This is a genomic window from Celeribacter sp. ULVN23_4, assembly GCF_054788345.1.
On sequence record NZ_JBTVYO010000001.1, the window covers coordinates 987,261 to 1,013,594 of the forward strand.

At 60.0% G+C, this 26,334-nt stretch carries 27 protein-coding genes and 1 tRNA gene; 11 read left to right on the forward strand and 17 right to left on the reverse strand.

The annotated features are described in order from the left end of the window. Positions 1–81 precede the first annotated feature (81 nt). The gene (locus ACYBHZ_RS04860; protein ID WP_460273072.1) at positions 82–1,140 is read right to left on the reverse strand and encodes a LacI family DNA-binding transcriptional regulator; all 1,059 of its coding nucleotides are present in this window, start codon (positions 1,138–1,140) and stop codon (positions 82–84) included. A 324-nt stretch (positions 1,141–1,464) separates the two neighbouring features. Between ACYBHZ_RS04860 and ACYBHZ_RS04865 the strand changes: the two genes are divergently transcribed. After that, positions 1,465–1,541: transfer RNA gene (locus ACYBHZ_RS04865), tRNA-Arg, on the forward strand. 45 nt (positions 1,542–1,586) lie between these two features. On the opposite strand, the gene ACYBHZ_RS04870 is transcribed toward ACYBHZ_RS04865, so the two are convergent. Both ACYBHZ_RS04870 and ACYBHZ_RS04875 read right to left on the reverse strand, forming a co-directional pair. Next, positions 1,587–2,285, reverse strand: coding sequence for a winged helix-turn-helix domain-containing protein (locus ACYBHZ_RS04870; protein WP_460273074.1), 699 nt, complete (start codon positions 2,283–2,285; stop codon positions 1,587–1,589). After that, positions 2,257–2,547 (reverse strand): hypothetical protein, encoded by a 291-nt coding sequence (locus ACYBHZ_RS04875; protein ID WP_460273075.1) that lies wholly within the window; start codon positions 2,545–2,547, stop codon positions 2,257–2,259. Before ACYBHZ_RS04875 ends, ACYBHZ_RS04870 begins: the two co-directional genes overlap by 29 nt. A gap of 180 nt (positions 2,548–2,727) precedes the next feature. Between ACYBHZ_RS04875 and ACYBHZ_RS04880 the strand changes: the two genes are divergently transcribed. The 3 genes from ACYBHZ_RS04880 to ACYBHZ_RS04890 all read left to right on the forward strand — a co-directional run bounded on the left by ACYBHZ_RS04880 (position 2,728) and on the right by ACYBHZ_RS04890 (position 5,189). After that, a complete protein-coding gene (locus tag ACYBHZ_RS04880; protein WP_460273076.1) occupies positions 2,728–3,198 on the forward strand; it encodes a hypothetical protein in 471 nt (156 codons plus the stop codon). Positions 3,199–3,335: 137 nt separating this feature from the next. Then, positions 3,336–3,974 carry a ribonuclease HII gene (locus ACYBHZ_RS04885; RefSeq protein WP_460273077.1) on the forward strand — a complete coding sequence of 213 codons (639 nt, stop codon included), beginning with the start codon at positions 3,336–3,338 and terminating at the stop codon, positions 3,972–3,974. A gap of 114 nt (positions 3,975–4,088) precedes the next feature. Beyond that, positions 4,089–5,189 carry a DNA methyltransferase gene (locus ACYBHZ_RS04890; RefSeq protein ID WP_460273078.1) on the forward strand — a complete coding sequence of 367 codons (1,101 nt, stop codon included), beginning with the start codon at positions 4,089–4,091 and terminating at the stop codon, positions 5,187–5,189. A 304-nt stretch (positions 5,190–5,493) separates the two neighbouring features. Here ACYBHZ_RS04890 and ACYBHZ_RS04895 read toward each other — a convergent pair whose 3' ends face one another. From ACYBHZ_RS04895 to mutY, 3 genes are all read right to left on the reverse strand, one after another. Then, entirely contained in the window at positions 5,494–5,688 is a 195-nt protein-coding gene (locus ACYBHZ_RS04895; RefSeq protein ID WP_460273079.1) for a hypothetical protein, read from the reverse strand. Positions 5,689–5,764: 76 nt separating this feature from the next. Beyond that, positions 5,765–6,904, reverse strand: coding sequence for an alkane 1-monooxygenase (locus tag ACYBHZ_RS04900; RefSeq protein WP_460273081.1), 1,140 nt, complete (start codon positions 6,902–6,904; stop codon positions 5,765–5,767). Between the two features lie 34 nt (positions 6,905–6,938). Further along, on the reverse strand, positions 6,939–7,988 hold the full coding sequence (gene mutY, locus ACYBHZ_RS04905; RefSeq protein ID WP_460273189.1) for an A/G-specific adenine glycosylase: 1,050 nt from the start codon (positions 7,986–7,988) through the stop codon (positions 6,939–6,941). Between the two features lie 113 nt (positions 7,989–8,101). Between mutY and ACYBHZ_RS04910 the strand changes: the two genes are divergently transcribed. Then, complete coding sequence (locus tag ACYBHZ_RS04910; RefSeq protein WP_460273082.1) at positions 8,102–8,638, forward strand: DUF721 domain-containing protein; 537 nt, start codon at positions 8,102–8,104, stop codon at positions 8,636–8,638. Beyond that, on the forward strand, positions 8,635–9,270 hold the full coding sequence (locus ACYBHZ_RS04915; RefSeq protein ID WP_460273084.1) for a DsbA family protein: 636 nt from the start codon (positions 8,635–8,637) through the stop codon (positions 9,268–9,270). Before ACYBHZ_RS04910 ends, ACYBHZ_RS04915 begins: the two co-directional genes overlap by 4 nt. 4 nt (positions 9,271–9,274) lie before the next feature. On the opposite strand, the gene lpxK is transcribed toward ACYBHZ_RS04915, so the two are convergent. Genes lpxK through ACYBHZ_RS04930 form a run of 3 tightly spaced genes read right to left on the reverse strand, consistent with a single transcriptional unit; the run spans position 9,275 to position 11,818 of the window. After that, positions 9,275–10,267, reverse strand: coding sequence for a tetraacyldisaccharide 4'-kinase (gene lpxK / locus ACYBHZ_RS04920; RefSeq protein ID WP_460273085.1), 993 nt, complete (start codon positions 10,265–10,267; stop codon positions 9,275–9,277). Further along, positions 10,264–11,559 (reverse strand): 3-deoxy-D-manno-octulosonic acid transferase, encoded by a 1,296-nt coding sequence (locus ACYBHZ_RS04925; protein WP_460273086.1) that lies wholly within the window; start codon positions 11,557–11,559, stop codon positions 10,264–10,266. The genes lpxK and ACYBHZ_RS04925 overlap by 4 nt, the downstream gene beginning before the upstream one ends. 13 nt (positions 11,560–11,572) lie before the next feature. Beyond that, positions 11,573–11,818 carry a DUF4170 domain-containing protein gene (locus ACYBHZ_RS04930; protein WP_460273087.1) on the reverse strand — a complete coding sequence of 82 codons (246 nt, stop codon included), beginning with the start codon at positions 11,816–11,818 and terminating at the stop codon, positions 11,573–11,575. Between the two features lie 161 nt (positions 11,819–11,979). Here ACYBHZ_RS04930 and ACYBHZ_RS04935 point away from each other — a divergent pair, with 161 nt between their 5' ends. Together ACYBHZ_RS04935 and ACYBHZ_RS04940 are read left to right on the forward strand one after the other, a co-directional pair. Further along, complete coding sequence (locus tag ACYBHZ_RS04935; protein WP_460273088.1) at positions 11,980–12,789, forward strand: HAD-IIB family hydrolase; 810 nt, start codon at positions 11,980–11,982, stop codon at positions 12,787–12,789. A gap of 3 nt (positions 12,790–12,792) precedes the next feature. After that, a complete protein-coding gene (locus tag ACYBHZ_RS04940) occupies positions 12,793–14,013 on the forward strand; it encodes a glycosyltransferase family protein (RefSeq protein ID WP_460273089.1) in 1,221 nt (406 codons plus the stop codon). 6 nt (positions 14,014–14,019) lie between these two features. Here the strand turns inward: ACYBHZ_RS04940 and ACYBHZ_RS04945 are convergent, their stop codons facing one another. The 3 genes from ACYBHZ_RS04945 to ACYBHZ_RS04955 all read right to left on the reverse strand — a co-directional run bounded on the left by ACYBHZ_RS04945 (position 14,020) and on the right by ACYBHZ_RS04955 (position 17,763). Then, entirely contained in the window at positions 14,020–14,796 is a 777-nt protein-coding gene (locus ACYBHZ_RS04945) for a 3'(2'),5'-bisphosphate nucleotidase CysQ (protein ID WP_460273190.1), read from the reverse strand. After that, the gene (locus ACYBHZ_RS04950; RefSeq protein WP_460273090.1) at positions 14,786–16,129 is read right to left on the reverse strand and encodes a TldD/PmbA family protein; all 1,344 of its coding nucleotides are present in this window, start codon (positions 16,127–16,129) and stop codon (positions 14,786–14,788) included. Before ACYBHZ_RS04950 ends, ACYBHZ_RS04945 begins: the two co-directional genes overlap by 11 nt. A 98-nt stretch (positions 16,130–16,227) precedes the next feature. Continuing rightward, positions 16,228–17,763: a hypothetical protein gene (locus ACYBHZ_RS04955; protein ID WP_460273091.1), complete on the reverse strand. Its 1,536-nt coding sequence runs from the start codon at positions 17,761–17,763 to the stop codon at positions 16,228–16,230. 115 nt (positions 17,764–17,878) lie between these two features. Here ACYBHZ_RS04955 and ACYBHZ_RS04960 point away from each other — a divergent pair, with 115 nt between their 5' ends. Genes ACYBHZ_RS04960 through ACYBHZ_RS04970 form a run of 3 tightly spaced genes read left to right on the forward strand, consistent with a single transcriptional unit; the run spans position 17,879 to position 20,420 of the window. After that, positions 17,879–18,634 carry an SDR family oxidoreductase gene (locus ACYBHZ_RS04960; protein WP_460273092.1) on the forward strand — a complete coding sequence of 252 codons (756 nt, stop codon included), beginning with the start codon at positions 17,879–17,881 and terminating at the stop codon, positions 18,632–18,634. Next, the gene (locus ACYBHZ_RS04965; RefSeq protein WP_460273093.1) at positions 18,631–19,239 is read left to right on the forward strand and encodes an enoyl-CoA hydratase/isomerase family protein; all 609 of its coding nucleotides are present in this window, start codon (positions 18,631–18,633) and stop codon (positions 19,237–19,239) included. Before ACYBHZ_RS04960 ends, ACYBHZ_RS04965 begins: the two co-directional genes overlap by 4 nt. Before the next feature lie 2 nt (positions 19,240–19,241). Then, complete coding sequence (locus ACYBHZ_RS04970) at positions 19,242–20,420, forward strand: TIGR03862 family flavoprotein (RefSeq protein ID WP_460273094.1); 1,179 nt, start codon at positions 19,242–19,244, stop codon at positions 20,418–20,420. Here ACYBHZ_RS04970 and ACYBHZ_RS04975 read toward each other — a convergent pair. The 5 genes from ACYBHZ_RS04975 to ACYBHZ_RS04995 all read right to left on the reverse strand — a co-directional run bounded on the left by ACYBHZ_RS04975 (position 20,404) and on the right by ACYBHZ_RS04995 (position 26,206). Further along, a complete protein-coding gene (locus ACYBHZ_RS04975) occupies positions 20,404–21,402 on the reverse strand; it encodes an LLM class flavin-dependent oxidoreductase (RefSeq protein WP_460273096.1) in 999 nt (332 codons plus the stop codon). The two genes, ACYBHZ_RS04970 and ACYBHZ_RS04975, sit on opposite strands and share 17 nt — an antisense overlap. Before the next feature lie 72 nt (positions 21,403–21,474). Next, on the reverse strand, positions 21,475–22,500 hold the full coding sequence (gene holA, locus ACYBHZ_RS04980) for a DNA polymerase III subunit delta (protein WP_460273097.1): 1,026 nt from the start codon (positions 22,498–22,500) through the stop codon (positions 21,475–21,477). Then, positions 22,497–22,988, reverse strand: a complete 492-nt coding sequence (lptE, locus tag ACYBHZ_RS04985; RefSeq protein WP_460273098.1) for an LPS assembly lipoprotein LptE — start codon at positions 22,986–22,988, stop codon at positions 22,497–22,499. Before lptE ends, holA begins: the two co-directional genes overlap by 4 nt. Continuing rightward, complete coding sequence (gene leuS / locus ACYBHZ_RS04990; protein WP_460273099.1) at positions 22,975–25,539, reverse strand: leucine--tRNA ligase; 2,565 nt, start codon at positions 25,537–25,539, stop codon at positions 22,975–22,977. Before leuS ends, lptE begins: the two co-directional genes overlap by 14 nt. A gap of 97 nt (positions 25,540–25,636) precedes the next feature. Beyond that, positions 25,637–26,206, reverse strand: a complete 570-nt coding sequence (locus tag ACYBHZ_RS04995; RefSeq protein ID WP_460273100.1) for a DUF3576 domain-containing protein — start codon at positions 26,204–26,206, stop codon at positions 25,637–25,639. Positions 26,207–26,334: the final 128 nt, after the last annotated feature.

Here is a 26,334-nt window from a genome sequence, read left to right on the forward strand (position 1 = left end):
TAAATCTTTCGGAGCGTCATTTCCAGTCACGATGGGATGTGCGAACTTGAATAAAGTTGCTGAAAAGCGCCCCGAGAGGCGTCAGATCAGCTTTTTCTTTCGCTTCAGAGTGTCGCCATAGGCGATGGACGGCTCCAGCGTGATGACCTCACCGCCGGGGGCGTCCGGATTTTCGACTCGTTTGGCGATGATCTCCGCCGCAGCGCGCCCGATTTCGGCACGGCAGGCGTCCATCGTGGCGAGTTGGCGTGGCAGGCCGTCGAGGAATTCGATACCGTTGAAGCCCGCGAGCCCAACCTGACCGGGGACGTCGATGTTATTGTCGAGACAATAGAACAGCCCGCCAGCTCCGATCATGTCGTTGGAATAGTAGAGGAAATCCAGCGGGTCTTCCTCATTGCGTTTGAGGATCGCTTCGGTCATCTCGCGGCCTTTCTTGAGCGCGGAGCCGCCGGAATAGAATTCACTGTCGGCAATTTCGAGCTTGGCCTTGGCCAGCACCTCGGTAAAGCCTTCGAACCGTTTGCGGGCGCGGTGGTCGAGGGGCATCTTGGTGCCGAGGAAACCGATCCGCTTGTACCCAGCGTCCACAATGGCCTGCGCCATTTTACGACCGGCGCGGCGATGGGAAATGCCGACGGCGGAATCGATCGGCTCGCCGTCCGTGTCCATGATCTCGACAATCGGAATGCCCGCAGCGCCCAGCATTGCTTTCGCGGCTTCGGTGTGCTCAAGCCCGGCAATGATCACGCCTGAGGGGCGCCAGGACAGCATTTGATAGAGCACGGCCTCTTCGCGTTCGGGTTTGTAATTTGTGATGCCGACGACCGGCTGAAGCTCCGTGCCTTCGAGAACATCGTTGATGCCGGTCATGACTTCGGGGAAGACCATGTTCGACATTGAGGGGATGATCACCGCGACGAGGTTGACGCGAGAAGAGGCCAGAGCGCCCGCGATCTTGTTCGGCACATAGCCAAGTTCGCGCGCCGCTTCGAGCACTTTGGCGCGGGTGGTCTCTGACACGTCTCCGCGATTGCGGAGCACACGGCTGACCGTCATCTCCGAGACGCCGGAAGCTTCGGACACGTCGCGCAAAGTTAAAGGCCGCTTGGAAGGTGTATTCCCGGAACCCTGCGACATGACGTGACCCTCCTGAATGTCTTGAATAATTCCCTTCAGTCTACAGCATAAAACAGCCTTGTCTACGCGTTGTGAAGAGATTATGTTAACGCTAACAAATTTGTTGTGCGTAATGTCGAAGAGTCGCGCTCATTAAGACGTTCAATCGTGCAAAAATCCGCGCGCTCTGGCAGGGTCGTCGATCTTTGACCGGAATGCGGATCGTAAAAGGGGGAGTGGTGGGCCAAAGTCGCTCCCCCTTTTTGGTTTCATCGCTTTATGGCAGGCGCTGACAGCGCTCGCCTCTTGTGTCCAAGCCCCGGCCCCGGCTATGAGAGGGCGCGTGGCCCCGTGGCTCAACTGGATAGAGCAGCCCCCTCCTAAGGGGCAGGTTGCAGGTTCGAATCCCGCCGGGGTCACCATTTGAATATCTTGCGGTGTGAGCGCCAGATTGGTCTGAGCTGGGCTCAGACCATCTTGATCACATCACGGGGGCACGAAAGCATATAGCCCTTCCGTGCAATGTTCTTGACCAGAAGCTCACTCACCATCTGATTGCCAAGCGTGTCGCGCAGACGTTTGATCCGCGTTGCGCCGGCCGCCTCTTCGCAATCTGTCGCGCTGCGGCCCGAGATCACGGCCTCGATCTCCGCACCCGACAGAACATCGTCATCGAGCCGCGCTTCGGCCAGAACCGACAAGGTTTCAATCGCCGCCGGGGTGAGTTTGAATTCCATGTTGTTCAGATAGACGGTGTTCTCCGCGCGCGAAATCAGTAGCGAGGACACTTCGATCCCGCGCTTTTCAATCTCGCTCATGCGTTTGTTCAGGGCAATGATCACCACGAGGAACACCAGCGCCGCGATCAGCAGGGCGGTGGAGAAGACCAACAAGACGAAAATCACCATCCGATAGGAGTTGAGCACTGCGGAAAACGAGCTGCCTGATTGTGCTAGGATTTCCAGAAGCTTGATTTCCGCCTGAGTCGTCAGATCGTTCTCAACGAATATCCGCTCGACCCGCGCATTGAACGCATTCGCATCCGGCAGGTTCACGAACAAAAGCACCGCAGCCACGAACAGAATCGCGACGATGGCCGCGATGCCGTAGATCGCAACGCGGGAGACCTTCCGGCTGTCAGTATCGGAGGAAATATTTGCCAGCATCGGCCTTCACCTCGCCCAGTTTCTCTTCCGGGATCATCGCGACGATGGAGAGAAGGTGCCAGCCCTCTTTTTCCAGACGCGGCGCCAAAGCCTTGGCCGCCGCCGATTTCGAGCACTGATTGTCGCTGACCTCGGCCACGCCGAAATGCAGCTTGAGCGGGTTGTCACGCTTGGCTTTATAGCTCGCGTAACAGTCGGCTCTGGCCAATCCCGGCAGGGTGGCGAGCACGACGAGGAGAGGGAGAAGAAGATGCTTTTTCATGCTCGCGATCCTGTGAGCAAGCACGATGTTATTCAATAGCAAAGCCACTTTTGGCTGCTGTTATCCAATGACACTTCGCTGTTATTGAGCGATTTTCCCGAAACAGGTCATCACCGTCCCATCACCTCGCAAGCCCGCCTCCAACACCATGGCGGGGCCCAGGATCTGAAAGGACGACCGATGAAACTCACGAAATTTACCGCTGGCCTCTTGGCGCTTTCCATCGCAACCGCCGGTTTCGCCGCCGCCCCTGCAAAAGCTGACAATAATGACGCCGCCTTGGCGCTCGGCGGGCTCGTGACGCTCTTCGTGCTCGGCAAGGCGCTGGAGGATCAGAACAAGGACAAGAACCGCGTTGTGGTCCATGATCAGCGTTATCAACAGCAGTCTTGGCAGAATCGCGACCGCGACCGTGATCGTTCCCGCGAGCGCAATATTCCGAACCAATGTGTGTTCAGCGCCAAAACGGGTGGCAAGCAACGCCTCGTCGCGATGGAGAACTGCATCGAGCGGAACAACCGGGCTCAGGTTCGTTTACCGCGCGCCTGCGAAACCCGCGTGAAAACACGTCAGGGCAAAAAGGACGCATATGATGTCAGCTGCCTGACCAATTTCGGCTACCGCGTCGAGCGCACCCGCGCGTCTCGTTAAGGAACGCCCCCCCCCCCTATCGAGCAGATACGTGGCTTGATGGTCCTCATAATTGCCACGGGTCACGTCACTTGGCGGGTGAGTTTTCTCACCCGCTTTTTTCTTGCGCCGCTGTTCTGCATGGGCTTCACAGGGGTATGGTAAAAACGATCCCCGATTACAGTTTCGAAGAGGCCGCAACGCGTCGCGGCTATGCCCGTATCGTTGGCGTGGATGAGGTCGGACGCGGTCCTTTGGCCGGACCCGTGGTGGCCGCCGCCGTTTGGCTCGACCCGGAGGCGATCCCAATGGGCCTCAACGATTCGAAAGCCCTGACCGCGAAACGTCGCGAAGCGCTTTATGACGAGATATTCGCCAAGGCTGATGTCTCCATTGCGTCCTGCTCGGTCGAAGAGATTGACGAGATCAACATCTTGCAAGCTTCGCTTCGGGCGATGGAGCGCGCGGTGGCGGGGCTGAAGCTCAAAGCCGATTACGTGCTGGTCGACGGCAACAAGGTGCCCCCGGCCTTTGGCCTCGACGCCGAGGCCATCGTCAAGGGCGATGCTCGTTCGGTTTCGATTTCAGCGGCCTCGATTGTCGCGAAAATCTGGCGTGATCGGCTGATGGTGGATTTGGCGCAACAGTACCCCGGCTACGGCTGGGAGAAAAACGCGGGTTACGGGACCAAAATCCACATGGAGGGGCTCCGAGATTTGGGGGTGACACCACATCATAGGCGTTCGTTCAAGCCCGTACACAATATCTTGTATCAAGATAAAAACGTAAGTGACTGATTCGAAAAAGAAATTGACGCGGAATCCCGGATGACTCATCTTAAGAGCCATAAATGACGCCAAAAATGGCGCGTTAAAACGACGTCCCTTAAGGGGCGCGATATGAGGCAGAACATGACGAACACCATCCGCAAGGGGGCGAACTCGCTCCCGATCAATGAGATATTGTCTGGTGATTGCATCGAGGTGATGAACGCTCTTCCCGAGGAAAGCGTTGACCTGATTTTCGCAGACCCGCCCTATAACCTGCAACTGCGGGGCGATTTGCATCGTCCGGACAACTCCAAGGTGGATGCGGTCGATGATGAATGGGACCAATTCGACAGTTTCAAAGTTTACGACGACTTCACCCGTGAGTGGCTCAAAGCCGCCCGCCGCATTCTCAAGCCGAATGGCGCGATCTGGGTGATCGGATCCTACCACAACGTGTTCCGCCTTGGCGCGGAGTTGCAGAATCAGGGCTACTGGATTCTGAACGACGTGGTGTGGCGCAAATCCAACCCGATGCCGAACTTCCGTGGCAAACGCCTGACCAACGCCCATGAGACCCTGATCTGGGCGTCCAAGGGCGAAGCCGCGAAATACACTTTCAACTACGAAGCGCTCAAATCCCTGAACGAAGGTATCCAGATGCGTTCTGATTGGGTTCTGCCGATCTGCAACGGCGGCGAGCGCCTCAAGGACGACAATGGCGAGAAGGCCCACCCGACGCAAAAGCCGGAGAGCCTTCTACACCGTGTAATCGTCGGCACGACCAATCCGGGCGACGTGATCCTCGATCCGTTCTTCGGCACCGGCACCACCGGCGCTGTGGCCAAGATGCTCGGCCGCGAGTTCATCGGCATCGAACGCGAAGAGAAATACCGCGAGGTCGCTGAGAAGCGTATCGCCTCTGTCCGCAAATACGACAAGGATGCGCTGCGCGTCTCCACCTCCAAACGCGCTGAACCGCGTGTGCCCTTCGGTCAGCTCGTGGAGCGCGGCATGCTGCGTCCGGGCGAGGAGCTCTATTCGTTGAACGGGCGTCAAAAGGCCAAGGTGCGCGCCGATGGCACGCTGGTCGCTGACGAAGTGAAAGGGTCGATCCATCAGGTTGGCGCACGTCTTGAAGGCGCACCGTCCTGCAACGGTTGGACCTACTGGACCTTCAAACGCGATGGCAAGACGGTCCCGATCGACGTGTTGCGCCAACAGATTCGCGCGGAGATGCAGTAACGCGACATGAGATTTGCGAGGATACGTGCCCGACGAAAGTCCGACATGTGTCCGACGCAAATCCGACAGGGCAAATTCCCGAGATTTAAAAGTTAAAGCCTGGTGCCTGCGGCCTGACTACGCGGCACAACCTTGGCCCCGCTGTGTTTATCGGCGGGGCTTTTTTGTGCCTGTGCCTGTGTCGGTGGCCTTAAAGCGTTTCGACTTTAACTTGATCTATCACATAAAGTCGAAACGCCCGCTCCGCTTGGACGTTGCTCCGCCTTTCTGCTCAAACCCTGATTCAGGTTTAAGTAGAAACGCTTTAGTGCGGGTGCTGTGTGGCTGGAATGGTCTGGAAATAGAACTTGGCCCAGTCGGCGGAGACCCCTTTGGGCAGCGGGTCAGAGATGCTTTCCTCCGGTCGAAACCGCGGAGAGGAAAAGTCGAACCCCTTGAGCATCCGAAACAAGAATTTGCGCCGTAAGGCGATTTCTTCTCGTGCGAAAGACTCCTCCATTTTCCCCTCCGATACTCGTGACGCATCCCAAGTATGGCGGCTGGCTGAGGCTTTTCTTTAACGGAAACGGGGTCTCTTAAAGGCGCGGAAGCGGGTTCGTGCCATTTTTATAAGGTTCCCAATCCTCGAAGGTGGCGAGGTCCGGGTAATATTGCTTACGCCATTGTTTAATCTTGGGATTCATCATCCGGCGCCAGAGCGGAGGCACCATCGCGACAACGCCCATAACGGTGTAACCATAGGGCAATTGTGGCGCTTCGCTCTCGTCGTAATTCTGCAAAAGCGGGAAGCGACGGTCGGGTTTGTAATGATGGTCGGAGTGGCGTTGCAGGTTGATCAACAGCCAGTTGGTCGCCATATGCGCGGCGTTCCAGCTGTGATGCGGTTTGACATGCTCATAGCGCCCGTCGCCAAGATGGCGGCGCGTCAGCCCGTAATGTTCGACATAGTTCGTCAGCTCCAGCTGCCAGACCGCGACGAGCGCTTGCCATGCAAAGAGGAAGAACCCGGCCACCCCGCCGAGCAATGTGGCGAGGATCAGCATCATGAGCTGTAGGGTCCAATAGCGGAAATGCGGGTTGCGCGGGTTCCAGACAGACAGCCTCTTGCGCGCGAGCAGGGCCTTTTCGGCCTCCCAAGCGGATTGCGGACATTCCCGCAAAACACGCAGGAAATAGTGGTGAAACCCTTCGTTATAAAGCGCCGTCACCGCATCCCGTCGCGTCCCGACATGCTTGTGATGGACCAAGAGATGTTCGGTCCGGAAATGCGAGTAGAGCACGGAGGCCAAAAGCAAATCCCCGAGCCAGCGTTCAAGGTTGTTGCGCTGGTGCAAAAGCTCATGGGCATAGACCATCCCGGTCGTCCCGGAAGAGACCCCGAGGCCAAAGAACAGCACAATGATCTCAAGCGTGGATAGGTGATCCGTATGGGTGACGAACCAGATCAGCGCGAAGATGTTCACGAATTGCACTGGGAACCAGATGATGGTGATCGCGCGATACCAGAAAAGCTCGTTTTCCGGCGTGTTCGGGTCTGCATTATCGCTGTTCAGTCCAAGAATCCCGTCGAGGAATCCGAACATGTACCACGCGTAAAGCGGCACGATGATCACGGTCCAGCCGCCGATAAAAGCGCCGAGCCAAATGAAGGGGATAAGGGTGAGCGAAAGCCAAAAGGGGATCGCGTTCCGGAAACTGATTTGGGCCATATTCATCGGGGAATCTCCCTTGGCTGCCCGCGTTTTGAGTTCAAGTTTCTAGCTTGGTGCTGGCAAGGTCAAATGCCTTTCGCATCACGGTCGGAAGATCGGATGCGCGAAAGGCGTTATTGCCTTTGAGCGTGCAGGTTTCGGGCGGATTTGTCACATGATCGGCGGCGTGAACGGTGAGGATCAGATGGAAATGGGTGAAGGTATGGCGCACCTCCCCAAGTTCGACCCAGTCTCCGGGGTAGGGGGGCGTGGTCGGGTGCTCTTGCTGCCATTCGGTGCCGGGCCACCCGAGCATACCGCCGAGCAACCCTTTCTCCGGGCGCGTTTCCAACACCCATTCGCCAGCTTTCGTGCGCCCGACATAGGCGTGACCATGCCGGGTGGGTTTCGGCTTTTTGGGCAATTTGAGCGGGAATCGAGCCTGATCTGCGTGCTCGCGTGCAACGCAGGCCATCGTTAGAGGGCAGATGCCACAGGCCGGAGATTTCGGGGTGCAGATCGTCGCGCCGAGATCCATCATCGCCTGCGCATAGTCGCCGGGGCGCTGTTCAGGCGTCAGGGTTTCGGCCAATTCCGTGAGTTCCGGTTTCGCTGTCGGCAGCGGGGTTTCAACGCGGAACAGCCGGGAGATCACCCGTTCGACATTGCCGTCTACGACGGTCTCGGAAAGATCGAACGCGATGGAGGCAATGGCGGCGGACGTGTAGGGGCCGACGCCAGGAAGGGACTGCAATTCGACCCGAGTCTTGGGGAAAACGCCGCCAAACTCATCCCGGATCACCCGCGCGCATTTCAATAGATTGCGGGCGCGGGCGTAATAGCCTAGCCCGGCCCATTCGCCCATGACGCGCTCGTCCTCGGCATTGGCGAGGTCTACGACAGTGGGCCAGAGCGCGGTGAAGCGTTCGAAATAGGATTTGACGGCGGCGACCGTGGTCTGTTGCAACATGATCTCCGACATCCAGACCCGGTAGGGATCGGGCGTCACGCCTATCGCGCGGTCCGCTGGCGAGACACGCCACGGCAGGCTGCGCGCATGGGCGTCGTACCAATCAAGAAGCGCCTCAGCGACACCGTCGTGTTTCATTCCGTCACGCAATCTTTAGGTCCTGTCATCCGCTTTCTTCTGGCACCTTACGCAGGCACCTCTAAAATAAACGGAAGATGGGCAGACACCAGCCCGGTATGCAACAGGACGCTATGACGGATACGCAGACAGAAGGAAAAAGACGCAAGCGGGGGTTTGAACGAACCTCCGGTCTTTTGCAGACGCGCATTCGTGAGGCGTCCGAGGCGCGGGGATTTTCCGAATCCCGCCTGCTGACCCACTGGGAGGAGATCGTCGGGGAAACCACGGCAAATATGTCGCGGCCCGTGAAGGTCTCTTATGCCAAGGGCGGCTTTGGGGCCACGCTGACGCTTTTGACCACCGGGGCCTTTGCGCCGATGCTTCAGGCAGAGGTGCCGAAAATCCGGGATCGGGTGAATGCTGTGTATGGCTACAACGCGATCAGCCGCATTCATGTCACCCAAACCGCACCGACGGGATTTGCCGAGGGGCGTGTCGCCTTTCACAGCCCGAAACCTAAATCGACACTAGACGTTACGCCGGAAACCAAAGCCGAGGCACACGCTCTTTCTGAGGGCGTTCATGACGAGGCGTTGCGTCAGGCGCTTGAGACATTCGCCGGAACATTCCTCACCCGGCAACACACCAAATCGAAGGAAGACAAATGAACCGCCGCACATTCATGATCACAACCGCATTGGGGGCCATCGGCGCCGCTGTTACGAACTTCTTCGTGACGCCTGCTCAGGCTCAGGACGCGCCGGACACGTCTGATATCTTTGATCTGGTTCTCGGTGATGCCGATGCGCCGATCGAGTTGATCGAATATGCCTCTTACACCTGTCCGCACTGCGCGCATTTCCATTCAGAAGTGTTTGAGAAGCTGAAGAAGGATTACATCGACACCGGCAAAGTCCGCTTCGTCTATCGTGAAGTGTATTTCGACAAGTTCGGCCTCTGGGCCTCCATGGTCGCGCGCTGCGGCGGTGAAATGCGTTATTTCGGCGTGCAGAAGATGCTCTACGATGAGCAGGCCGATTGGCTCGCTGGCGGCAAAGATACGATGCAGATCGTCGAGAACCTCCGCAAAATCGGCAAACGCGCTGGCCTGACCGACGAGAATCTCGATGCTTGTCTGAACGACGGCGATATGGCCGAGAAGCTCTATGCGAAATTCACCAAGGAAATCGCAGAATACGACATCAACGCGACACCGTCTCTGGTGATCGACGGCGAAAAGCATTCCAACATGAGCTACGACGATCTGAAAGACATTCTCGACGCGAAACTCGCGGAATAAGGCTCTAACTCAGACCAATTCTGCTTAGATGGGCGTCTATCGGGGACCAGTCGGTCACATCGAGACGCACCGGAAGAGTAACAACCTTCATGCGAAAGGCGCGGGGCAAACGCACCGCGTCTTTTTCTGTTGTGACCATCTGAGCGTCGAGCGCCATGGCTTCGACTTCGAGCCGTTTCATCAGCGGGACGGAGAGAGGTTGGTGGTCTTTCAACGCTTCGGTGCGCAGGAGGTTGGCCCCGAGCTGCTCCAAGGTGCGGAAGAATTTGTCGGGGTGACCGATGCCCGCGAAGGCCATGACGTTGAGCCCTTGCCAATCCAGCCCGGTCGGAAGCGGTTTCAATTCTGCTTTCACATTGGGAATCGAGACCAATCCAGCCCAATTTACATCAAACCGATCCTGCGCTTTCGTATCCCCGATGGAGAGCACAACATCTCCGCGCACCATTCCTGCGGCAATGGGCTCACGCAGAGGACCGCCCGGAATGACACGTCCATTGCCGAACCCGCGCCAAGCATCGACCACGATGAGCGTCAGATCTTTCTCGACGGAAGGATTCTGCATGCCATCGTCGAGCAGGATGACATCCGCCCCCGCCGCCTCCGCTTCGCGAACGCCTGCGGCGCGGTCCTTGGCGACCCAGACTGTCGTAAAGGCGGCGATCAGGAGAGGTTCGTCGCCGACCTGATCGGCACTGTGCTGCCGCTCGTCCACACGCACCGGTCCCTGAAGTTCTCCGCCATAACCTCGCGAGACCACGTGCGGGCTGTATCCCCGCTCGATCAGGCGTTGCACGAGGGCGATGGTCGTCGGGGTCTTGCCGGTGCCGCCCGCGTTGATATTGCCGATGCAAATCACCGGAACGCTGGCCTTGTAGCCTCCGTTTGCGACGCGCCGGGCGGTGGCCTTGGCGTACAGTGCGGAGAGGGGGGCGAGAAGCCGGGCTTGCCAGCCGGGCTTTTGGGCCGGGTTCGACCAGAAAAGCGGTTCTTTCATCGATCGAGCCTCTCTCTCAGGTCGAGGATGTCCTGCACCAGATCAGAGACGCGGTCTGTGACCTCTGCCCCCGTCGATGCGATTTCCCAAGCCGCCGCCGCCATCAGGGCGGTTTTGTCCGGGGACATCAATTCGCAGAGCTGAGCGCCAAGCTCATGGCCGTCATTGGCCTGCCGTGTGGCATTGCCTGCGGCGAGGCGGGCGTAAGCCGTGGCGAAATGATCGACATGCGGCCCGTGCAGAATCGCCGAGCCCATGGCTGCTGACGGATAGGGGTCTATGCCGCCGAAGGGGCCAAGGGATTTGCCGAGAAAGCTCACGGGCGAAATCCGATGCCAAAGCCCGTCCTGCTGGGCGGGGCTTTCCGTGAGAACGGCAATTTGCAGCGCTTCTGAAATACAGTCATCTGGTCCGAGTGCCGCTGCATTCAGGCCAGTATCCTCGCATTGCTTGAGCACGCTGTCACGGCACGTCGGATCAGCCAGAGACATCACCAGCAAAAGCCGGTGCGCCCGGCGCAACGCGCTTTTATGGGCGCGGATGATATTGCTCAATTCGGAGAGCTCAATTTGCGCGGCGAACCAACTGGGCCGCGTGCCGATCTCAGCGGTGCGGCGGTTCAAGTCTTCATCATCGACGACGGGGGCGATGCCGCCCTCTTCCAGATAGCCGAGCTGTTCGATCTGCCCCGGTTCAAGTCCGGCGCGGCGCCAGAGCGCAAGGCTGTCAGCGGACGCCGTGATGGCCTGATCAAAGCACCCAAGCACAGAGTTCCGCAATCCCGGAACCGGCGCGGGGGGATCGAGGTTGGTCGGGCTTTTGGGGGCGTCAATCGAGAGGGCGGAGAGGCCCGCGTTCCGAATGGCTTGCAAAAGTTTCGGGCGGAACCGTCCGCCGATCCAGATCAGCCCGTCGGGCTGCCAGTGGTTCAGAAAGCGGCGGATGATGGTCTTTTCTTCTTCCGGTGCGTCGAGAAAGAAAGCGCCCGGCACGTCTATGGCGAGGGGCGGATTTACCCCTGCGCTCAGCGTGATCACGGCGCTTAAATCCGGTCGGTCGTCTGCGATTCGTGTGAAGAGCTCGATTGCGGGGCGAAGCGCGAATTGAGTCGCGGCATGGAGCCACAACACCTCGCCCTCCGGGCGCGGTGGCTGATCGAGCGCCAGCCGTGCGTTACGCGACTGGGTCGCCAGAGTGCCTTCGCGCACCAAGCGATCCAGACGTTCGATATGACGTTGCTCTGACCGACCGTTCAGGCCGGAATAGAGCAGAAAGGGAAGAGTCTTGGCCATTCTGGCCTAGGCCTCACGCTCCGAGTTCTTCTGTGGAGGACGCAACCTGTTCCTCGTCCCGCAGGCGGTGCAGATGCGCGATGAAGTAGCGCATATGCGCATTGTCGACGGTGCGCTGCGCTTCGGCTTTCCAGGCGGAGTGCGCGGTCTCGTAGTTCGGAAAAATCCCGACGATGTGAATGTCATCGACGTTGCGGAATACGGTTTTGGACGGATCGGCAAGTTCGCCGCCGAACACGAGGTGCAGTCTTTGCGCCATGGAACATCTCCTGGAAGTGATGGAGCGCACATTAGTCCAATCCGAGGAGAGTTCAAGCGCCCCGGGGGCACTGCTCAATTCTTGGGCGCTTTGCTGCGGCAAATCGGATTATTTGCGGTTCGACTGTTTTCCTCCCGCGTTTCAGCGGTCATCATGATGCCATGACGACGGATCCAATCGCACCCCGCTTGATCGTTTTTTCCGATCTGGACGGCACGCTGCTCGATCATGGCAGCTACTCCTGGGCCCCCGCGAAGCCGGCTTTGGACCGGATGCGCGCATTGGGTGTCCCGCTCGTTCTGGCAAGCTCCAAAACGGCATCGGAAATCGCTGAATTGCGCGCGGAAATGGGCTTCGAGGCCTGTCCGGCGATTGTCGAAAACGGTGCCGGGGTTCTGGAGCCCGGCACTGCGGCGTTGCATGACAGAAGCGCGCATGAGGCCTTGCGTGCAGCGCTGGCGGAGTTGCCCGCCGATCTGCGCGAGAATTTCACAGGCTTCTCCGACTGGAGCGTCGCGGAGGTGGCCGAAAACACCGGTTTGCCCTTGGCGCAGGCTGCGCTGGCCGCGCAGCGCCAGTTTTCCGAACCGGGGCTTTGGAGTGGCACCCCATCCGGTCAGGCGGCGTTCGAGGCGGCTTTGAAAGACAAAGGCATTCTCGCGCGGCAGGGTGGGCGCTATCTCACCCTCTCGTTCGGCGCGACAAAGGCCGACCGGATGGCCGAGATTGTCGCACGGTATAGCCCGAAACCCACGACCATGGCCTTGGGCGACGCGCCGAATGATGTCGAGATGATCGAGACCGCCGACCATGGCGTTGTCGTTGAAAATTCACACGGGCCGGGTATCCCGCGCCTTGATGGAGAGGCGAAGGGCCGGATCACGCGCGCAGTTGCGCCGGGCCCCGAAGGTTGGAACATTGCGGTGCAGGAGCGCATCGCACAAGAATACAAAAATACTGAGAAAGGCTAAGACATGGCGGATTTTCATCAGGGCGGACATGTGGCGACGCTGCATAACCTGCGTATCAATTCCGAAGAAGACCTGAGCCGTGAGCTCAACGCCTTTGCCTCGTCCCGCAAGATCACGCTGATCCTGCCGTCGCTGTTTTCCGAGCTGGAAGGCGAAGCGCTCCCGAATATCATCGAAGAGCTGAACAAGGTGGACTTCATCCACCGCATCGTCATCGGCCTCGACCGCGCCACCGAAGAACAATATCGCTACGCGCGCAAATTCTTCTCCAAACTCAAAGCTGATCACGTTGTTCTGTGGAACGACGGGCCGCGTCTTCAGGCCGTGGACAAGCGGTTGAAAGAGCTTGATCTGTCGCCCTCCGAGCCGGGCAAGGGTCGCAATGTCTGGTTCTGTATCGGCTACACGATTTCCCGCGCCGACAGCGCCGTGGTCGCCGTGCATGACTGTGACGTGGTGACCTATTCCTCGGATATGCTGGCGCGCCTGATCTATCCGGTCGCGAACCCGACCTTCCCCTACCAGATGTCCAAAGGCTTCTACCCGCGTGTGGCCGATGGCAAGCTGAACGGGCGCGTGACCCGGTTGCTGGTCACCCCGATGATCCATGCCCTGTCCAAAGTGCTTGGGCCGCGGGACTTCCTCGATTTCCTTGCCGATTTCCGCTATCCGCTCGCTGGAGAATTCGCCATGCGGACCTCGATCCTGCCGGATATGCGCATTCCGTCCGACTGGGGGCTTGAGATTGGTCTTCTCTCAGAAGCCTGGCGCAACCTCAGCCCGCGCGCGGTTTGTCAGGTCGAAGTGTCCGACCGCTACGACCACAAGCACCAGGACCTGTCGCAGGAAGATGCGACCAAGGGCCTGTCGCGCATGTCGGTCGATATCTGCAAGGCGCTGTACCGTAAGCTTGCGGCGGATGGCACGGTCTTCTCCGAAGAGATTTTCCGCTCCATCAAAGCCACCTACTATCGCGGCGCGCTCGATCTGATCGAGACCTATTTCAACGACGCCCGCATGAACGGCCTGCACGTGGATCGCCATGTCGAAGAACAGGCGGTGGAACTGTTCGCCAACAATATCATTCAGGCGGGCAACGTGTTCTTGGAAAACCCGATGGAAACGCCGTTCATTCCGAACTGGTCGCGCGTCCATGCCGCCGACCCGGATATCATCGCTGCGATGACCCGTGCCGTGGCAGAGGATATGGAAGACTATAAATAAGGCGCTCTATTTGAGCCGTGCGAGGATGCCCTGCGCCAGTTGCGGGCATCCCGCCACCATACCGTCAAGTTGCGGCACTTCCTGATTGAACACGGGTGGTACGCCGTTCAAATCGGTCACTTGCCCGCCAGCTTCGGACAGGATCAACGTGCCGGCAGCGACATCCCATTCCCAGGTCTTGCGAAACGTGAACATCGCGTCGTAGCGCCCCTGCGCCACAAGCGTCAGCCGGTAGGCAAGAGAGGGGCGGTATTTGGGAATGAACTTCGGTGCGCCGCCGTGCCAGTGTTCATCGCCCAGATGTTGGCGCGGGGCCAAGACTGTCGCCCCGTCCAGATCGCATCGTTTTCCGGTCATGAGCGGGGTCTCGTTCAAAAACGCGCCGCCGCCTTTGATGGCGCAGAACAAACGATCCCGCAGCGGCAAGTAGACCACGGCGGCGATCACCTCGCCCTCTTCGGTGATGGCGAGCGAATGCGCCCAGTTGTGATCACCATGGATAAAGCTGCGGGTGCCGTCGATCGGATCCACGATGAAGACGCGCTCCTTGCCGAGCCGTTCCGAGGTGGTGTCGACGGTTTCTTCCGACAGCCAGCCATACTCCGGGCGCTCGGAGAGCAGATATTCATGCAGCATCCGGTCCACGGCCAGATCGGCCTCGGTCACCGGGCCTTGTCCGCCGCCCTTGTCCCAAACCTCTGGGTCCGCCTGCCAATAGGGTCTGGCGATCTCACCCGCGTTGCGTGCGGCTTCGATCAGAAGCTCCAGATCGTCAGTCGCCAGCAAGGGTCATCCCTTCCACCAGAAGAGAGGGCACAACCCGGCTCAGGTGGAGACGGGCGTCATTGGCGGGCGTCAGCGTCATCAGCATCTCGCGCAGATTGCCCGCGATGGTGCATTCATTGACCGGATAGGCGATCTCGCCATTCTCGATCCAGAAGCCGTTCGCGCCGCGCGAATAATCGCCCGTGGTCGGGTTGATCGACGCGCCGATCATGCCGGTGACCAGAAGTCCGGTCCCCATCTCGCGGATCAACTCTTCGCGGCTTTTGTCGCCCTGCGTCAGCGCCATATTGCCTGCGGAGGGTGAGGGCGGGGAGGAGACGCCGCGCGCCGCATTCCCGGTGCTTTCGAGCCCAAGCTTGCGGGCGGTGGCAAGATCGAGCACCCAGCTTTGCAGCACGCCGTTCTCCACGATCATGCGCTGTTGGGTCGCCAGACCTTCGGCATCGAACAATTTGGAGCCGGAGGTGCGTGGGCGGTGCGGATCTTCGATCAGCGAGAGGCCTTTCGGCAAGACATCCGTCCCCATCGCGTCGCGCAGCCAGCTTGCCCCGCGTGCAATCGCGGTGCCGTTGATCGCGCCCAGAAGGTGCCCGACCAGAGACGAAGAAATCCGCTCGTCAAACAGGATCGGGTAGGCGCCGGTCTTCGGCTTTTTCGCACCCATCCGCGCCAGCGTCCGTTCGGCCGCCTTTTGCCCGACCTCTTCCGGGCTGGGCAAATCCGCGCCAAAAATCCGGCTGTCGCCATAATAGTCACGTTCCATGCCAGTGCCTTCGCCCGCGATGGTCATGGTGGAAATCATGCGGTCCGTGCGGGTGTAGCCGCCGGAGAACCCGTTGGTGGCGCTCAGATGAATGCGGCGTTTGCCATAGGCGGCGGAGCTTTCGGTCTTGGTGATGCCCGCGATGGCCAAGGCTGCGGCCTCGGCACGCAGGGCATCGTCTTTGAGCGCATCGGGAGAGGGTTCCGCGGAGGGATCAAACATCTCCAGCGCGCTGATGTCGGTGCGGTCGGTGATCTGGCTCGGATCGGCAAGCCCGACGGTCGGGTCTTCGGGCGCGAGCCGCGCCATGGTCACCGCGCGTTCCGCCATGGTGGCGAGTGTTTCGGGGCGGGTGTCGGAGGCGGACACGCAGGCCTGACGTTTCCCGATCAGAACGCGCAGGCCGATATCGACGCCTTCTGAGCGTTCGGCCTGTTCCAGCGCGCCTTCGCGGACGCTGATCGACAGGGACGTGCCATCAATGGCCAAAGCGTCGGCAGCATCGGCCCCCGCCTTTTTCGCCGCATCAAGCAACGCCTCGGTCAGTTCTGAAAGATGTTCTGCCATGGCGTGCCTCCGGGGTGTGTCTGTCTGCATCTCATTGAGATGGAATTAGGCCGCCCACGCGTTCTGCGCAAGCGGCCCGATGGTTTTAGAGCGATGCTTTAGAACGGCAGCGGCATGCCATTGGCGAGGATGGAACCGTCTTCGGTCATCTCGATTTCCGACACCAACTCGCCCGGTTCCGCGCCGGGGCGGGCAAAGAGGCCAAGCATCATCTGTGCCGACATGGCGGTTTCCGGCGGCATGAGGCCCGAATTCGACAGTTTGTCGATCAGGTCGGTCACGCCGTTCAGTGTCAGGTTCAGTTTGCCCGCGAAGGGCGGCATGCCGCCGGGCACGGCAGGGGCGGCGTCGAGGAAATGACCTGCGCCGTTGCCGGACACGGTCGCGCCGGCAAGCGCGAGGTAGAGATCGGGCAGAGCGAGGGTTTTGATGTCAAACGGCATCTCTTCCGCGCCAGCCTCTTCAAGCGCCATCAGGGCATCGAAGTCGAAGAGATCAATATCGCTTTTCAGCGTGCCTTCGAAGGCAAGGCGAAGGCTTGCCGGATCATGCGGCAATTGCCCTTGCGGGTCGGCGATCATCCAAGCGATTTCCGGCAGCACAAGATCTTTGAGGCCGATCTTGGCGCTGAAAGGTTGCACCTCGTCAGAGGCGGCCAGCGGGAAAAGAAATCCGCCGGAATATTCGCTCATCGTGATGGCGATCTGACCGCCCGGAATTTGTGCCCCAGCGACGGTCGTTGCGAAATCCGCAGCCGCGACGTCATAGCCGAAGGTGCCATTTTTGAGCGTCATATCGAGCGAGGAGGTTCCGGTTTTGGCAAGGATATCCATTGCTCCGCTCGGGTCAGCGCCGTTGAGTTTGACGGAGGTGGCGCTGTTTTCTGCGCTCAATGTGACGTCCATGTCACTGCCGCCGATGAGGGCCGCCAAGACATTTTCATGCTGCATTTGCGGCATGAGCATGCGGCCATCGATCGCGAGGGAATTGGCGACAAACCCCATCTCTACGGTCGTCCCATCGGTGTCTTCGATTGGATCAATGGTATAAGACAAGCTGGCTGCGGTCATATCAATGTCCGAAGACAGTGTGTCTTTGTCCTGCGTGAGCGTCGAGGTACCGGAGATGCCCGCCAGTTTCCCGGTAACGCCCGGCTGCACGGTCATGCCGTCGACCTCGACCGGTTCGGAGATCATCGTCATCGCCGCATTTTCAACGGTGTAAAGCATATCGTCGGGTGTGCCGGAAACGATTGCTTCGCCTTCATAGCTGATCGAAGAGCGCGTCTCGATGGTTTCGTCGTCGGCGTCGAGAGGGGCGATCATGACCGAACTGATCGGCTCCGGGAACCACATCGCAACCTTGCCGCCCGGACGTTCCTGAAAGCGGATTTCCGGGGCAATGGTGCTATCGGAGATTTGCGCCTCACCCATCTCGATGTTCATGCTGTAGACCATGTTGCGCACGACCAGAGTGTCGCCCTCGCGGCTGGTCTCGGCCTCGGAGGTCATGCCCATGCTGGCCATCATGTTTTGATAGGAGGTCCAGACATCCTCCGGCGTGACATCGGCGAAAACGGGACCGGCTGTCAGGCAGGTCGTGGTGAGAGCGGTGGCCCAAAACATGGAACGCATGAATAATCTCCTTGAACATTTGCGCGCACAGTTTCGTGCTTTGCGCGGAGGGTCAAGACTGGAAACCACGCGGTTCACGGCATAAACTCTCCGGAGTTTTACGGGAGGCCCGCTCATGTCGCAGCTCAATGGAAAGACCGCTCTGATCACCGGGGCAAGCCGGGGCATCGGGGAGGCCACGGCGCGGCTGTTCGCCGCAGAGGGCGCGAAAGTCGCCCTGATCGCCAGAAGTGCCAAAGAAATTGAGCGTATTGCAGGCGAAATAGGGTCTCAAGCCCTGGCCGTGCCTTGCGATATTTCCTCTTACGCAGAGATGGATCAGGCTGTGTCGAAGGTCGAAGCGCAGCTCGGTCCTATCGATATTCTGGTCAACAACGCCGGGGTGATCGATCCGATTGGCGCGCTTTCGGAGGTGGACCCGGACGAATGGTCGCGGCTCATCGACATCAATGTCAAAGGCGTTTTCTATGCCATGCGCCGGATCGTTCCGGGGATGGTGGCGCGCGGGGGCGGGACGGTGTTGACCGTATCCTCCGGGGCGGGGCATCGTCCGGTCGAAGGCTGGAGCGCCTATTGCAGTTCGAAAGCCGGGGCCGCGATGTTGACCTCTATGCTTGATCTTGAAGACCGCGGACATGGCATTCGCGCGATGGGCCTGTCTCCGGGAACGGTTGCGACCCAAATGCAGCGGGAGATCAAAGCGTCGGGCATCAATGCGGTGAGCAAGCTTGAGTGGTCCGATCACATTCCGCCCGAATGGCCGGCTCAAGCGCTTTTGTGGATGTGCGGGGCGGAGGCCGACGCCCATCTGGGTGAGGAGTTGCAACTGCGCGACGAGGCGTTCCGCCGCGAGCTGGGGTTGATCGCATGATCGAGGTGAACCGCGACGACGCGCTTTGGACTGTGACCCTGAACCGGCCCGAGAAGGCCAATTCTCTGACCTCGGCCATGCTCTCAGACCTGATTTCCATTGCCGGAGAGGCGGCGGAGAGCGCGAAGGTGCTGGTCCTGACCGGGCGCGGAAAGGTGTTTTCTGCGGGAGCCGATCTCGATGAGGCGCGGGCGGGGCTTGCGACCTCGCCGCTTTGGGAAGAGCTGTCCGCTGCGATTGCCAACCTGCCTTGCCTGACCATTGCGGCGATGAACGGCACATTGGCGGGGGGCGCTTTCGGGATGGCCTTGGCCTGTGATCTGCGGCTCGCCGATCCGGGGGCGAAATTCTTCTACCCGGTGATGAAGCTGGGCTTTCTGCCGCAACCGTCTGATCCCAAACGCATGGCAGCGCTGATCGGACCGGCGCGGGCCAAGATGATCTTGATGTCCGGGCAAAAGATCACGGCGGAGGACGCTTTGTCTTGGGGGCTTGTTGACCGTCTGGTGCCTGCTGCTGAGCAGGCTGCGGTGATTGCCGAGTTGGCGGAAGCGCCTTTGGCTGCTGCGGCTGAGCATGTCGCTGCGATCAAGGCGATGATCTGATTGTGCGTGACAAGGTCGAACAGATTGACGTGTTGATCGTCGGGGCGGGGCCAGCCGGTTTGATGGCGGCGGAGGTGATTTCCGCTCAGGGCCATTCGGTTTTGGTCGCGGAGGGGAAACCCTCGCCCGCGCGCAAATTTCTTATGGCGGGGAAGTCGGGGCTGAACCTGACCAAGGATGACCCCTTGGACCGTTTCCTGACGGCTTATGCCCCGCTGCATCCGGTGTTGCAGAGCGCCCTTGAGGCTTTCGGGCCGCAAGAGACGATTTCTTGGGCCGAAGGGCTTGGGCAGGAGATGTTCACCGGCTCGTCGGGACGTGTGTTTCCGAAGGTCATGAAAGCCTCTCCCTTGTTGCGCGCCTGGCTTGCGCGCCTTGAAGATCAAGGCGTGATGCTGCGGCGGAATTGGCGGATGACGGGGCTTGGTGACACTGTGGTTTTCGAGACGCCGGAAGGTCGTCGCGAGATCAAGCCCAAAGCCGTCATTCTCGCGTTGGGTGGGGCCAGTTGGGCCAGATTAGGCTCGAAAGGTGATTGGCTTGACATGGTCGCCCCCTATGTCGAAATCGCCCCTTTCGCGCCCTCGAACGTCGGCCTACTGCTCGATTGGACGCCGCATATGGAGCGGCATTTCGGGAATCCGGTCAAAGGTGTGAAGCTCACTGCCGGAGCCTATGAAAGCCGGGGGGAGTTTGTGATCTCACAGCGCGGCCTTGAAGGCGGCGGGATTTACAGCGTCACACGGGGGCTGCGCGACGGTGCGCAGTTGACCGTCGATCTCCTGCCGGATTGGAATGTTGAAAAGCTTCAAAAGACCCTAATCCAGCGCAAATCGAAAGAAACGCTGACGAAATTCCTGAAACGCGCACTGCGGCTGTCCCCCGAAAAGATCGCGCTTGTGATGGAGTTTGCAGGGCCGCAGCCGGATGATCTGCTCGGAGCTTTGAAGGCCTTGGAAATGACCGGAGCCCGGATGCGCCCGATGGATGAGGCCATTTCGACTGCGGGCGGGGTCATGTTTGACAGTCTCATGGAAAGGCTCGAATCCCGCACAAAGCCGGGTCTTTTCTGTGCGGGAGAGATGCTCGATTGGGATGCCCCGACAGGCGGCTATCTTTTGACCGCCTGTCTGGCCACCGGGCGTCTGGCCGGGCAGGGCGCGCTCAGAGCGATTTCATAACGTCCGCGGCAATCTCGAAAGAGCGCAGCCGTTTGCCGTGATCGTGAATATTGGCCGCGAAGATGACTTCCTGCGGTTGATACCGTTCAATCAGCGCGCCGATCTTATCCTTGACCATCGCCGGGGTGCCGGTGGCAGACACCGCGAAAATCGCGTCGAGCGAGGGCAGGAAGCGCGCGGGCACGACCGAGGAAATATCCTCGACCGGACGCGGCAGCTTGCCGGGACGGCCCATCCGCAGATTGGCGAAGGTCTGCATCATCGAAGAGCGCAGGTAGATTGCCTCAGCTTCCGTCTCAGCGGCAAAGACATTGGTCGCCAGCATGAAATAGGGCGCATCAAGATATTCAGACGGGCGGAACATGTCGCGGTAGATCTGCACCGCCTGATCGAGTGCTGCCGGAGCGAAATGCGAAGCGAAGGCGTAGGGCAGGCCCAAAAGTGCAGCGAGTTCGGCGCCATAAGTTGAGGAGCCGAGCATCCAGATCGGCACATGGGAGCCTGTTCCGGGGAAAGCGCGAACCGGCGCGTCGTCGGGCATGTCACCCAGATAGGCCATCAACTCCTGCACATCCTGCGGGAAGGTTTCGCCATTGGCGTGTCCGGGCATGAGATTGCGGCGCAGCGCCCGCGCGGTCGGCATATCGGTCCCCGGTGCGCGCCCGAGGCCAAGATCAATGCGGTCGCCGTAAAGTTCGCGCAGGGTGCCGAAGGCCTCCGCCACCTGCAACGGTGCGTGGTTCGGCAACATGATCCCGCCGGAGCCGATCCGCATGCGGGAGGTATGCCCGGCGATATGCCCGATCACCACGGCCGTGGCCGCAGACGCGATCCCCGGCATGTTGTGATGTTCGGCCAGCCAGTAGCGGTTAAAGCCCCAGGTTTCGGCGTGCTGGGACAGATCGACAGAGTTTTTCAGCGCCTGTACGGTGGAAACGCCGTCGGGAACGGGGGAAAGATCAAGAAGGGAATAAGGGATCATGTGCGGCTCCTTTTCGCCCAATCTGGGGTGATCTCGCCGCAAGACAATCCCTGTCGCCCGCGCGATTTCCGATCAGCGGCGTTGCGCCAACATGGCAAGCCGGAGCAGCGTGCGTTCCATCACTGCCATTGTCGGCGCGCGCGACGAGGAACGCAGCGTCAGATCGGTGTCGGTCAGAATGCCGAGGGCGGTCTCAAGTTTGAACATGCCCCAGTTCGAGGCCTGCCGGGTCATGCGGTCACGGCGCGGGCCGAAAATCGGCGGGCGGGCGGCGGCGATGCCGGCAGAGGCGCCACTCGGGTGCGAGGCGGCGGCGTGCAGGCTTCGGAAATGGCGCATGGTGAAGATCGAGAGGGCGACCGGATCAATCCCTTGCCCCGCAATTTTAACCATCAGCGGCCCCAACTCATTGGCGCGCCCTTCGGCGACCACGTTGAGTACGTCGTCCACCTCTGCTTCGGTCGTGGCGGGGGCGCAATTCTGGATGTCTTCGCTGGTGACGGGGCTGTCATCCTCGAACTTGTAGAGCGACAGCTTGTCGAGGGTCTGGCGAAAATCGCCGGGATCGAGCACGCGGGCCAGCGCCTCGATGTCGGTCATTGCCTCGCGGGAGATATTCTTAACCCCGGCCTTGTTCAGCGTCGCCTCGATCTCCGCCCGTGACGGCGGGTCGGCATAGATCGCGATGGCATAGGCGGAGGGATGGCCCTCGAACAGTTTGCGTAGTTTCGAGGAGGCCTTGAGGCTGCCCGCCGTGACAACGATCTGCGCGTCCCCCTCGCGCCAGTCGAACAGCGCGTCTTTGACCGTCTCAGAAACCTGATCAGTAGCATCTTCGACAAAGGCGACGCGAGGACCGGGGAAAAACCCCTGTTCCTTAATGGCGTCGAGCAGAAGCGTCTTGTCCTTGCGAAGCTCGCCGCCCGCGATGCGGGTGAGGCGCATTTCCTCTTCGCCTTGCTTGCCGATCAACCCTTCGATCACCTCTTGGCGACGCAGCGCGATCCGCATGGCGTCAGGGCCGTAGAGCAGCACGCCAGCCTTGCCCGGATCGGGTTTCGCGAAATAGGAGATGGCGTCTCGGGCGGCGAGTTTCATTCGGCTGGCGAGGGCGTTGCCGTGGCAAGGATCTGGCTCACCATCTGGTCTGCGAGGATCACCATCAACCGGTCATAGGCCGCGCGCGACGCGGAGAGCGTATCGACCGAGGAGCCCGTCGCCGAATAGGCGGTAAAGGATTTTACGGTATCCTTTGCCAGAACCCGCCCGGAGGACAGATCGCTCAGGGTATAAGAGACCCGTCCGGTGATGTGATACCGGGTGATATCCTGATCGCGGGTGATGCCGATGGGCTCTTTGCTGGTGTTGATCGTGTAGTTCAACCGATAGAGCGGCGTCTCAACGGGTCCGAATTGATCGATCAAACGGTTGGAGAGCGCGTAGCTTGCGCGGTTGCTCGGAGCTTTGATCTCAACCTTGCCACGCAGGGCAGCGCCCGTGCCCCCCGGTCCGTAAACCGGGGTGAAGCCGCAGCCCGTGAGGGCTGCGAGCGAGATCAGGAAAGTTCTGCGATCAAATGACGACATTGACGATGCGGCCCGGTACGACGATGAGTTTCTTCGGCGACCCGCCATCGAGCGCCTTTTTCACAGCATCGTTTTCCAGCACCAGCTTTTCAACCTCTTCCTTCGGCATATCCTTGGGAACAGAGATTTCGTCGCGGCGTTTGCCGTTGATCTGGATCGGCAGCGTCACGGTGTCCTCGACCAGCATCGCTTCCTCCGGGACAGGCCAAGGTGCTTTGGCAATCAGGCCTTCGCCGCCGAGCAGGGACCACATTTCTTCCGCGAGGTGCGGGGTCATCGGGGACATCAGCTGCGCCAGCGTTTTGAGGGCAAAGCGTTTTGCCTCACGGCCTGCCGTGGACTTCGCGATGGTGTTGGTGAAGCCGTAGAGCTTCGCGATAGAGGCGTTGAAGCCAAAGCTTTCGATGCCTTGCGTGACCTCGAACATGGCTTTGTGCGTGGCGCGGAGAAGCTCCTCATCGCCCTTGCCGGTTTCCGGAGCGCCGTCCAGTTCGGCGGCCAGACGCCAGACACGGCCAAGATGCTTGCTGGCGGCTTCGGCGCCGGAGGCGGTCCATTCCACATCACGTTCGGGCGGGGAGTCAGAGAGTACAAACCAACGCGCAGTGTCTGCGCCGAATTGTTTGATGATCTCGACCGGGTCCACCACGTTGTTCTTGGATTTGGACATCTTGGCGGAGGGCACGATTTCAACTTCCGTACCGTCGTTCAAGTAGCCCTTGCCGTCGCGCAGCTCGACCTCTTCCGGGTAGTGATACTTCGGACGTCCATCCGCACCCACCGTCCTGTAGATCGCGTGGGTCACCATGCCCTGCGTGAACAGCGCATCGAACGGTTCGCGCGCGCTGTCGGGCAGATGCCCGGTCTCGTTCATCGCACGGGCGAAGAAGCGGGAATACAAGAGGTGCAGAATCGCGTGTTCGATGCCGCCGATATATTGATCGACGTTCATCCAATACTCGGCGTCTTCCTTCACGGTCGGTGTCGTGGCATGCGGCGCGGTGAAGCGCGCGTAGTACCAAGAGCTGTCGACAAACGTGTCCATCGTGTCGGTCTCTCGCAGAGCTGCGCCGCCGCAGTTCGGACAGGTCGTGTTGCGCCAGGACGGGTGACGGTCCAGCGGGTTGCCGGGGATCGAGAAATCAATCGCCTTGCCGTCCTCGTCGAACGGCAGCTCGATCGGCAGGTTCTCTTTCTTCTCCGGCACCACGCCGCAGCTTTCGCAATGGACGACAGGGATCGGGCAGCCCCAATAGCGCTGACGGGACAGACCCCAGTCGCGCAGGCGGAACTTGGTCACGCCATGGCCGACGCCGTTGCTTTCGCAGAAGTCGACGGCGGTGTTGACGCCTTCTTCACCGGTCTGGATCTCTGCTCCCGCAAAGCCACGGATGTATTTGACGGTTTCGGCTTTCGTCGGAACAAAGGCCTCACTCTCGTTCAGCTCCCCTTCGGTGGGCGCAAAGACATAGTTGATCGGCAGGCCATATTTGGTCGCGAAATCAAAGTCGCGCTGGTCATGCGCCGGGCAGCCAAAGATCGCGCCGGTGCCGTAATCCATCAGGATGAAGTTGGCGATATAGACCGGCAGTTCCCAAGAGGTGTCGAACGGGTGGCGCACGGTCAGCCCGGTGTTGAGGCCCAGTTTTTCGGCCTTCTCGATGGCTTCCTCGGTGGTCCCGCCTTTGCGGCACTCCTCACAGAAGGCGGCGATCTCCGGGTTCTGCTCTGCCAGTTCCTTGGCCAGCGGGTGATCGGCGGAGATGCCCACGAAAGACGCGCCCATCAGCGTGTCGGGACGGGTGGTGTAAACCTCGATCCGGTCGTGATGTGCGGTCGGTTCGGTGACGGAGAAGGCAAACTGAAGACCGCGCGATTTGCCGATCCAGTTCTTTTGCATGGTTTTGACCTTGTCCGGCCAGTTGTCGAGATGGTCGATGGCTTCCAGAAGGTCTTCGGAATAGTCGGAGATCTTAAAGAACCACTGGGTGAGTTCCTTGCGCTCCACCGGCGCGCCGGAACGCCAGCCGCAGCCGTCGATCACCTGTTCGTTCGCCAGAACCGTCATATCGACCGGGTCCCAGTTCACGGTCGCGTTCTTGCGATAGACCAGACCCTTTTTCAGCATGTCGAGGAACATCGCCTGTTGCTGGCCGTAATACTCCGTGTCGCAGGTCGCGAACATCCGGGTCCAGTCAATCGAAAGCCCCAAAGGCTTCATCTGATCGACCATCGTGTCGATGTTGTTGTAGGTCCAGGTTTTCGGATGCCCGCCGGAGGCCATCGCGGCGTTTTCCGCAGGCATCCCGAAGGCGTCAAAGCCCATCGGGTGCAAGACGTTGAACCCGGTCGAGGATTTGTAGCGCGCGACCACGTCGCCCATGGTGTAGTTCCGGACGTGACCGATGTGGATGCGGCCCGACGGGTAGGGGAACATCTCAAGCACGTAATACTTCGGCTTGCTCTCGTCCCGTTTGGCGAGAAACGCTTCCGCGTCACTCCAGGCAGACTGCCATTTCGGTTCGATCTCGCTGGGCGCGTAGCGGCTCATGGTTGCATCCTTCGTCTCAGACAAACGCCGGGCTTTTGACAGGCCCGGCGTGGTCATAAATCCTTGGCTCTCCGGGGTCCAGAGGCCTTGTTTGCGCTTATTTACCGGTGCGCAGCTGTCGTGCGCGGGTGAGGATCGCATCCTCGACGGCTTGAATGGTCTCTTGGCTCACCGCGCCGCCCTTGGTGTAGAGCGAAATGTTGAGCGCACGGGCGTCCAGAGCCGGGTCGGTGACATGGACCACCGCACGATAGGCACGGCCACCCCCCGGAGGCGTGCCATACCCGGTGATGATGACGCCTGTGAACGGATCGGCTTCCTGAACCGGCAGGAAGGAGAGCACGTCAAGCGCGGCGTTCCAGATGTATTTGTTGACCTGCACCGCATCAGAGACGGAGCCACGGCCACCGCCAAAAATCGTGCGGCGGTTCGGTTGTTCAATCACGATGGTCTCGCCATTCGGAATCTCGACGACCTGTCCGGTGGATTTCGTGTCGACCGTCTCGGTCGTGCCGTCCGCGGTGACCACGGTTTCCTTTTTGCCGCCCGAAAACGGCAGGGAGCCAAAGCTGTCCCCGACAGAGCCAACGGAATCAAAGGCGCCACAGCCCGAAAGCGTCAGCATCGCGGCCAGCGAGGTGGCCAGTATATGGGTTGGGCGAAACATCAAGCGCTCCCTCTCAAGATATTGGGGCAACCGTATCGCCCGAGCCGCGAAGGGACAAGGCCTCAAGTGCGCTGAGTTGCGGGGAAGATTCGCCGAAAACAGAAAAGGGCCGCCCCGAAGGACGGCCC

Coding starts and splice junctions, on each gene's coding strand:
- ACYBHZ_RS04860 (WP_460273072.1), bottom strand. CDS start 1,140: ATGTCGCAGGGTTCCGGGAATACACCTTCCAAGCGGCCTTTAACTTTG.
- ACYBHZ_RS04870 (WP_460273074.1), bottom strand. CDS start 2,285: ATGCTGGCAAATATTTCCTCCGATACTGACAGCCGGAAGGTCTCCCGC.
- ACYBHZ_RS04875 (WP_460273075.1), bottom strand. CDS start 2,547: ATGAAAAAGCATCTTCTTCTCCCTCTCCTCGTCGTGCTCGCCACCCTG.
- ACYBHZ_RS04880 (WP_460273076.1), top strand. CDS start 2,728: ATGAAACTCACGAAATTTACCGCTGGCCTCTTGGCGCTTTCCATCGCA.
- ACYBHZ_RS04885 (WP_460273077.1), top strand. CDS start 3,336: ATGGTAAAAACGATCCCCGATTACAGTTTCGAAGAGGCCGCAACGCGT.
- ACYBHZ_RS04890 (WP_460273078.1), top strand. CDS start 4,089: ATGACGAACACCATCCGCAAGGGGGCGAACTCGCTCCCGATCAATGAG.
- ACYBHZ_RS04895 (WP_460273079.1), bottom strand. CDS start 5,688: ATGGAGGAGTCTTTCGCACGAGAAGAAATCGCCTTACGGCGCAAATTC.
- ACYBHZ_RS04900 (WP_460273081.1), bottom strand. CDS start 6,904: ATGAATATGGCCCAAATCAGTTTCCGGAACGCGATCCCCTTTTGGCTT.
- mutY (WP_460273189.1), bottom strand. CDS start 7,988: ATGAAACACGACGGTGTCGCTGAGGCGCTTCTTGATTGGTACGACGCC.
- ACYBHZ_RS04910 (WP_460273082.1), top strand. CDS start 8,102: ATGACGGATACGCAGACAGAAGGAAAAAGACGCAAGCGGGGGTTTGAA.
- ACYBHZ_RS04915 (WP_460273084.1), top strand. CDS start 8,635: ATGAACCGCCGCACATTCATGATCACAACCGCATTGGGGGCCATCGGC.
- lpxK (WP_460273085.1), bottom strand. CDS start 10,267: ATGAAAGAACCGCTTTTCTGGTCGAACCCGGCCCAAAAGCCCGGCTGG.
- ACYBHZ_RS04925 (WP_460273086.1), bottom strand. CDS start 11,559: ATGGCCAAGACTCTTCCCTTTCTGCTCTATTCCGGCCTGAACGGTCGG.
- ACYBHZ_RS04930 (WP_460273087.1), bottom strand. CDS start 11,818: ATGGCGCAAAGACTGCACCTCGTGTTCGGCGGCGAACTTGCCGATCCG.
- ACYBHZ_RS04935 (WP_460273088.1), top strand. CDS start 11,980: ATGACGACGGATCCAATCGCACCCCGCTTGATCGTTTTTTCCGATCTG.
- ACYBHZ_RS04940 (WP_460273089.1), top strand. CDS start 12,793: ATGGCGGATTTTCATCAGGGCGGACATGTGGCGACGCTGCATAACCTG.
- ACYBHZ_RS04950 (WP_460273090.1), bottom strand. CDS start 16,129: ATGGCAGAACATCTTTCAGAACTGACCGAGGCGTTGCTTGATGCGGCG.
- ACYBHZ_RS04955 (WP_460273091.1), bottom strand. CDS start 17,763: ATGCGTTCCATGTTTTGGGCCACCGCTCTCACCACGACCTGCCTGACA.
- ACYBHZ_RS04960 (WP_460273092.1), top strand. CDS start 17,879: ATGTCGCAGCTCAATGGAAAGACCGCTCTGATCACCGGGGCAAGCCGG.
- ACYBHZ_RS04965 (WP_460273093.1), top strand. CDS start 18,631: ATGATCGAGGTGAACCGCGACGACGCGCTTTGGACTGTGACCCTGAAC.
- ACYBHZ_RS04975 (WP_460273096.1), bottom strand. CDS start 21,402: ATGATCCCTTATTCCCTTCTTGATCTTTCCCCCGTTCCCGACGGCGTT.
- holA (WP_460273097.1), bottom strand. CDS start 22,500: ATGAAACTCGCCGCCCGAGACGCCATCTCCTATTTCGCGAAACCCGAT.
- lptE (WP_460273098.1), bottom strand. CDS start 22,988: ATGTCGTCATTTGATCGCAGAACTTTCCTGATCTCGCTCGCAGCCCTC.
- leuS (WP_460273099.1), bottom strand. CDS start 25,539: ATGAGCCGCTACGCGCCCAGCGAGATCGAACCGAAATGGCAGTCTGCC.
- ACYBHZ_RS04995 (WP_460273100.1), bottom strand. CDS start 26,206: ATGTTTCGCCCAACCCATATACTGGCCACCTCGCTGGCCGCGATGCTG.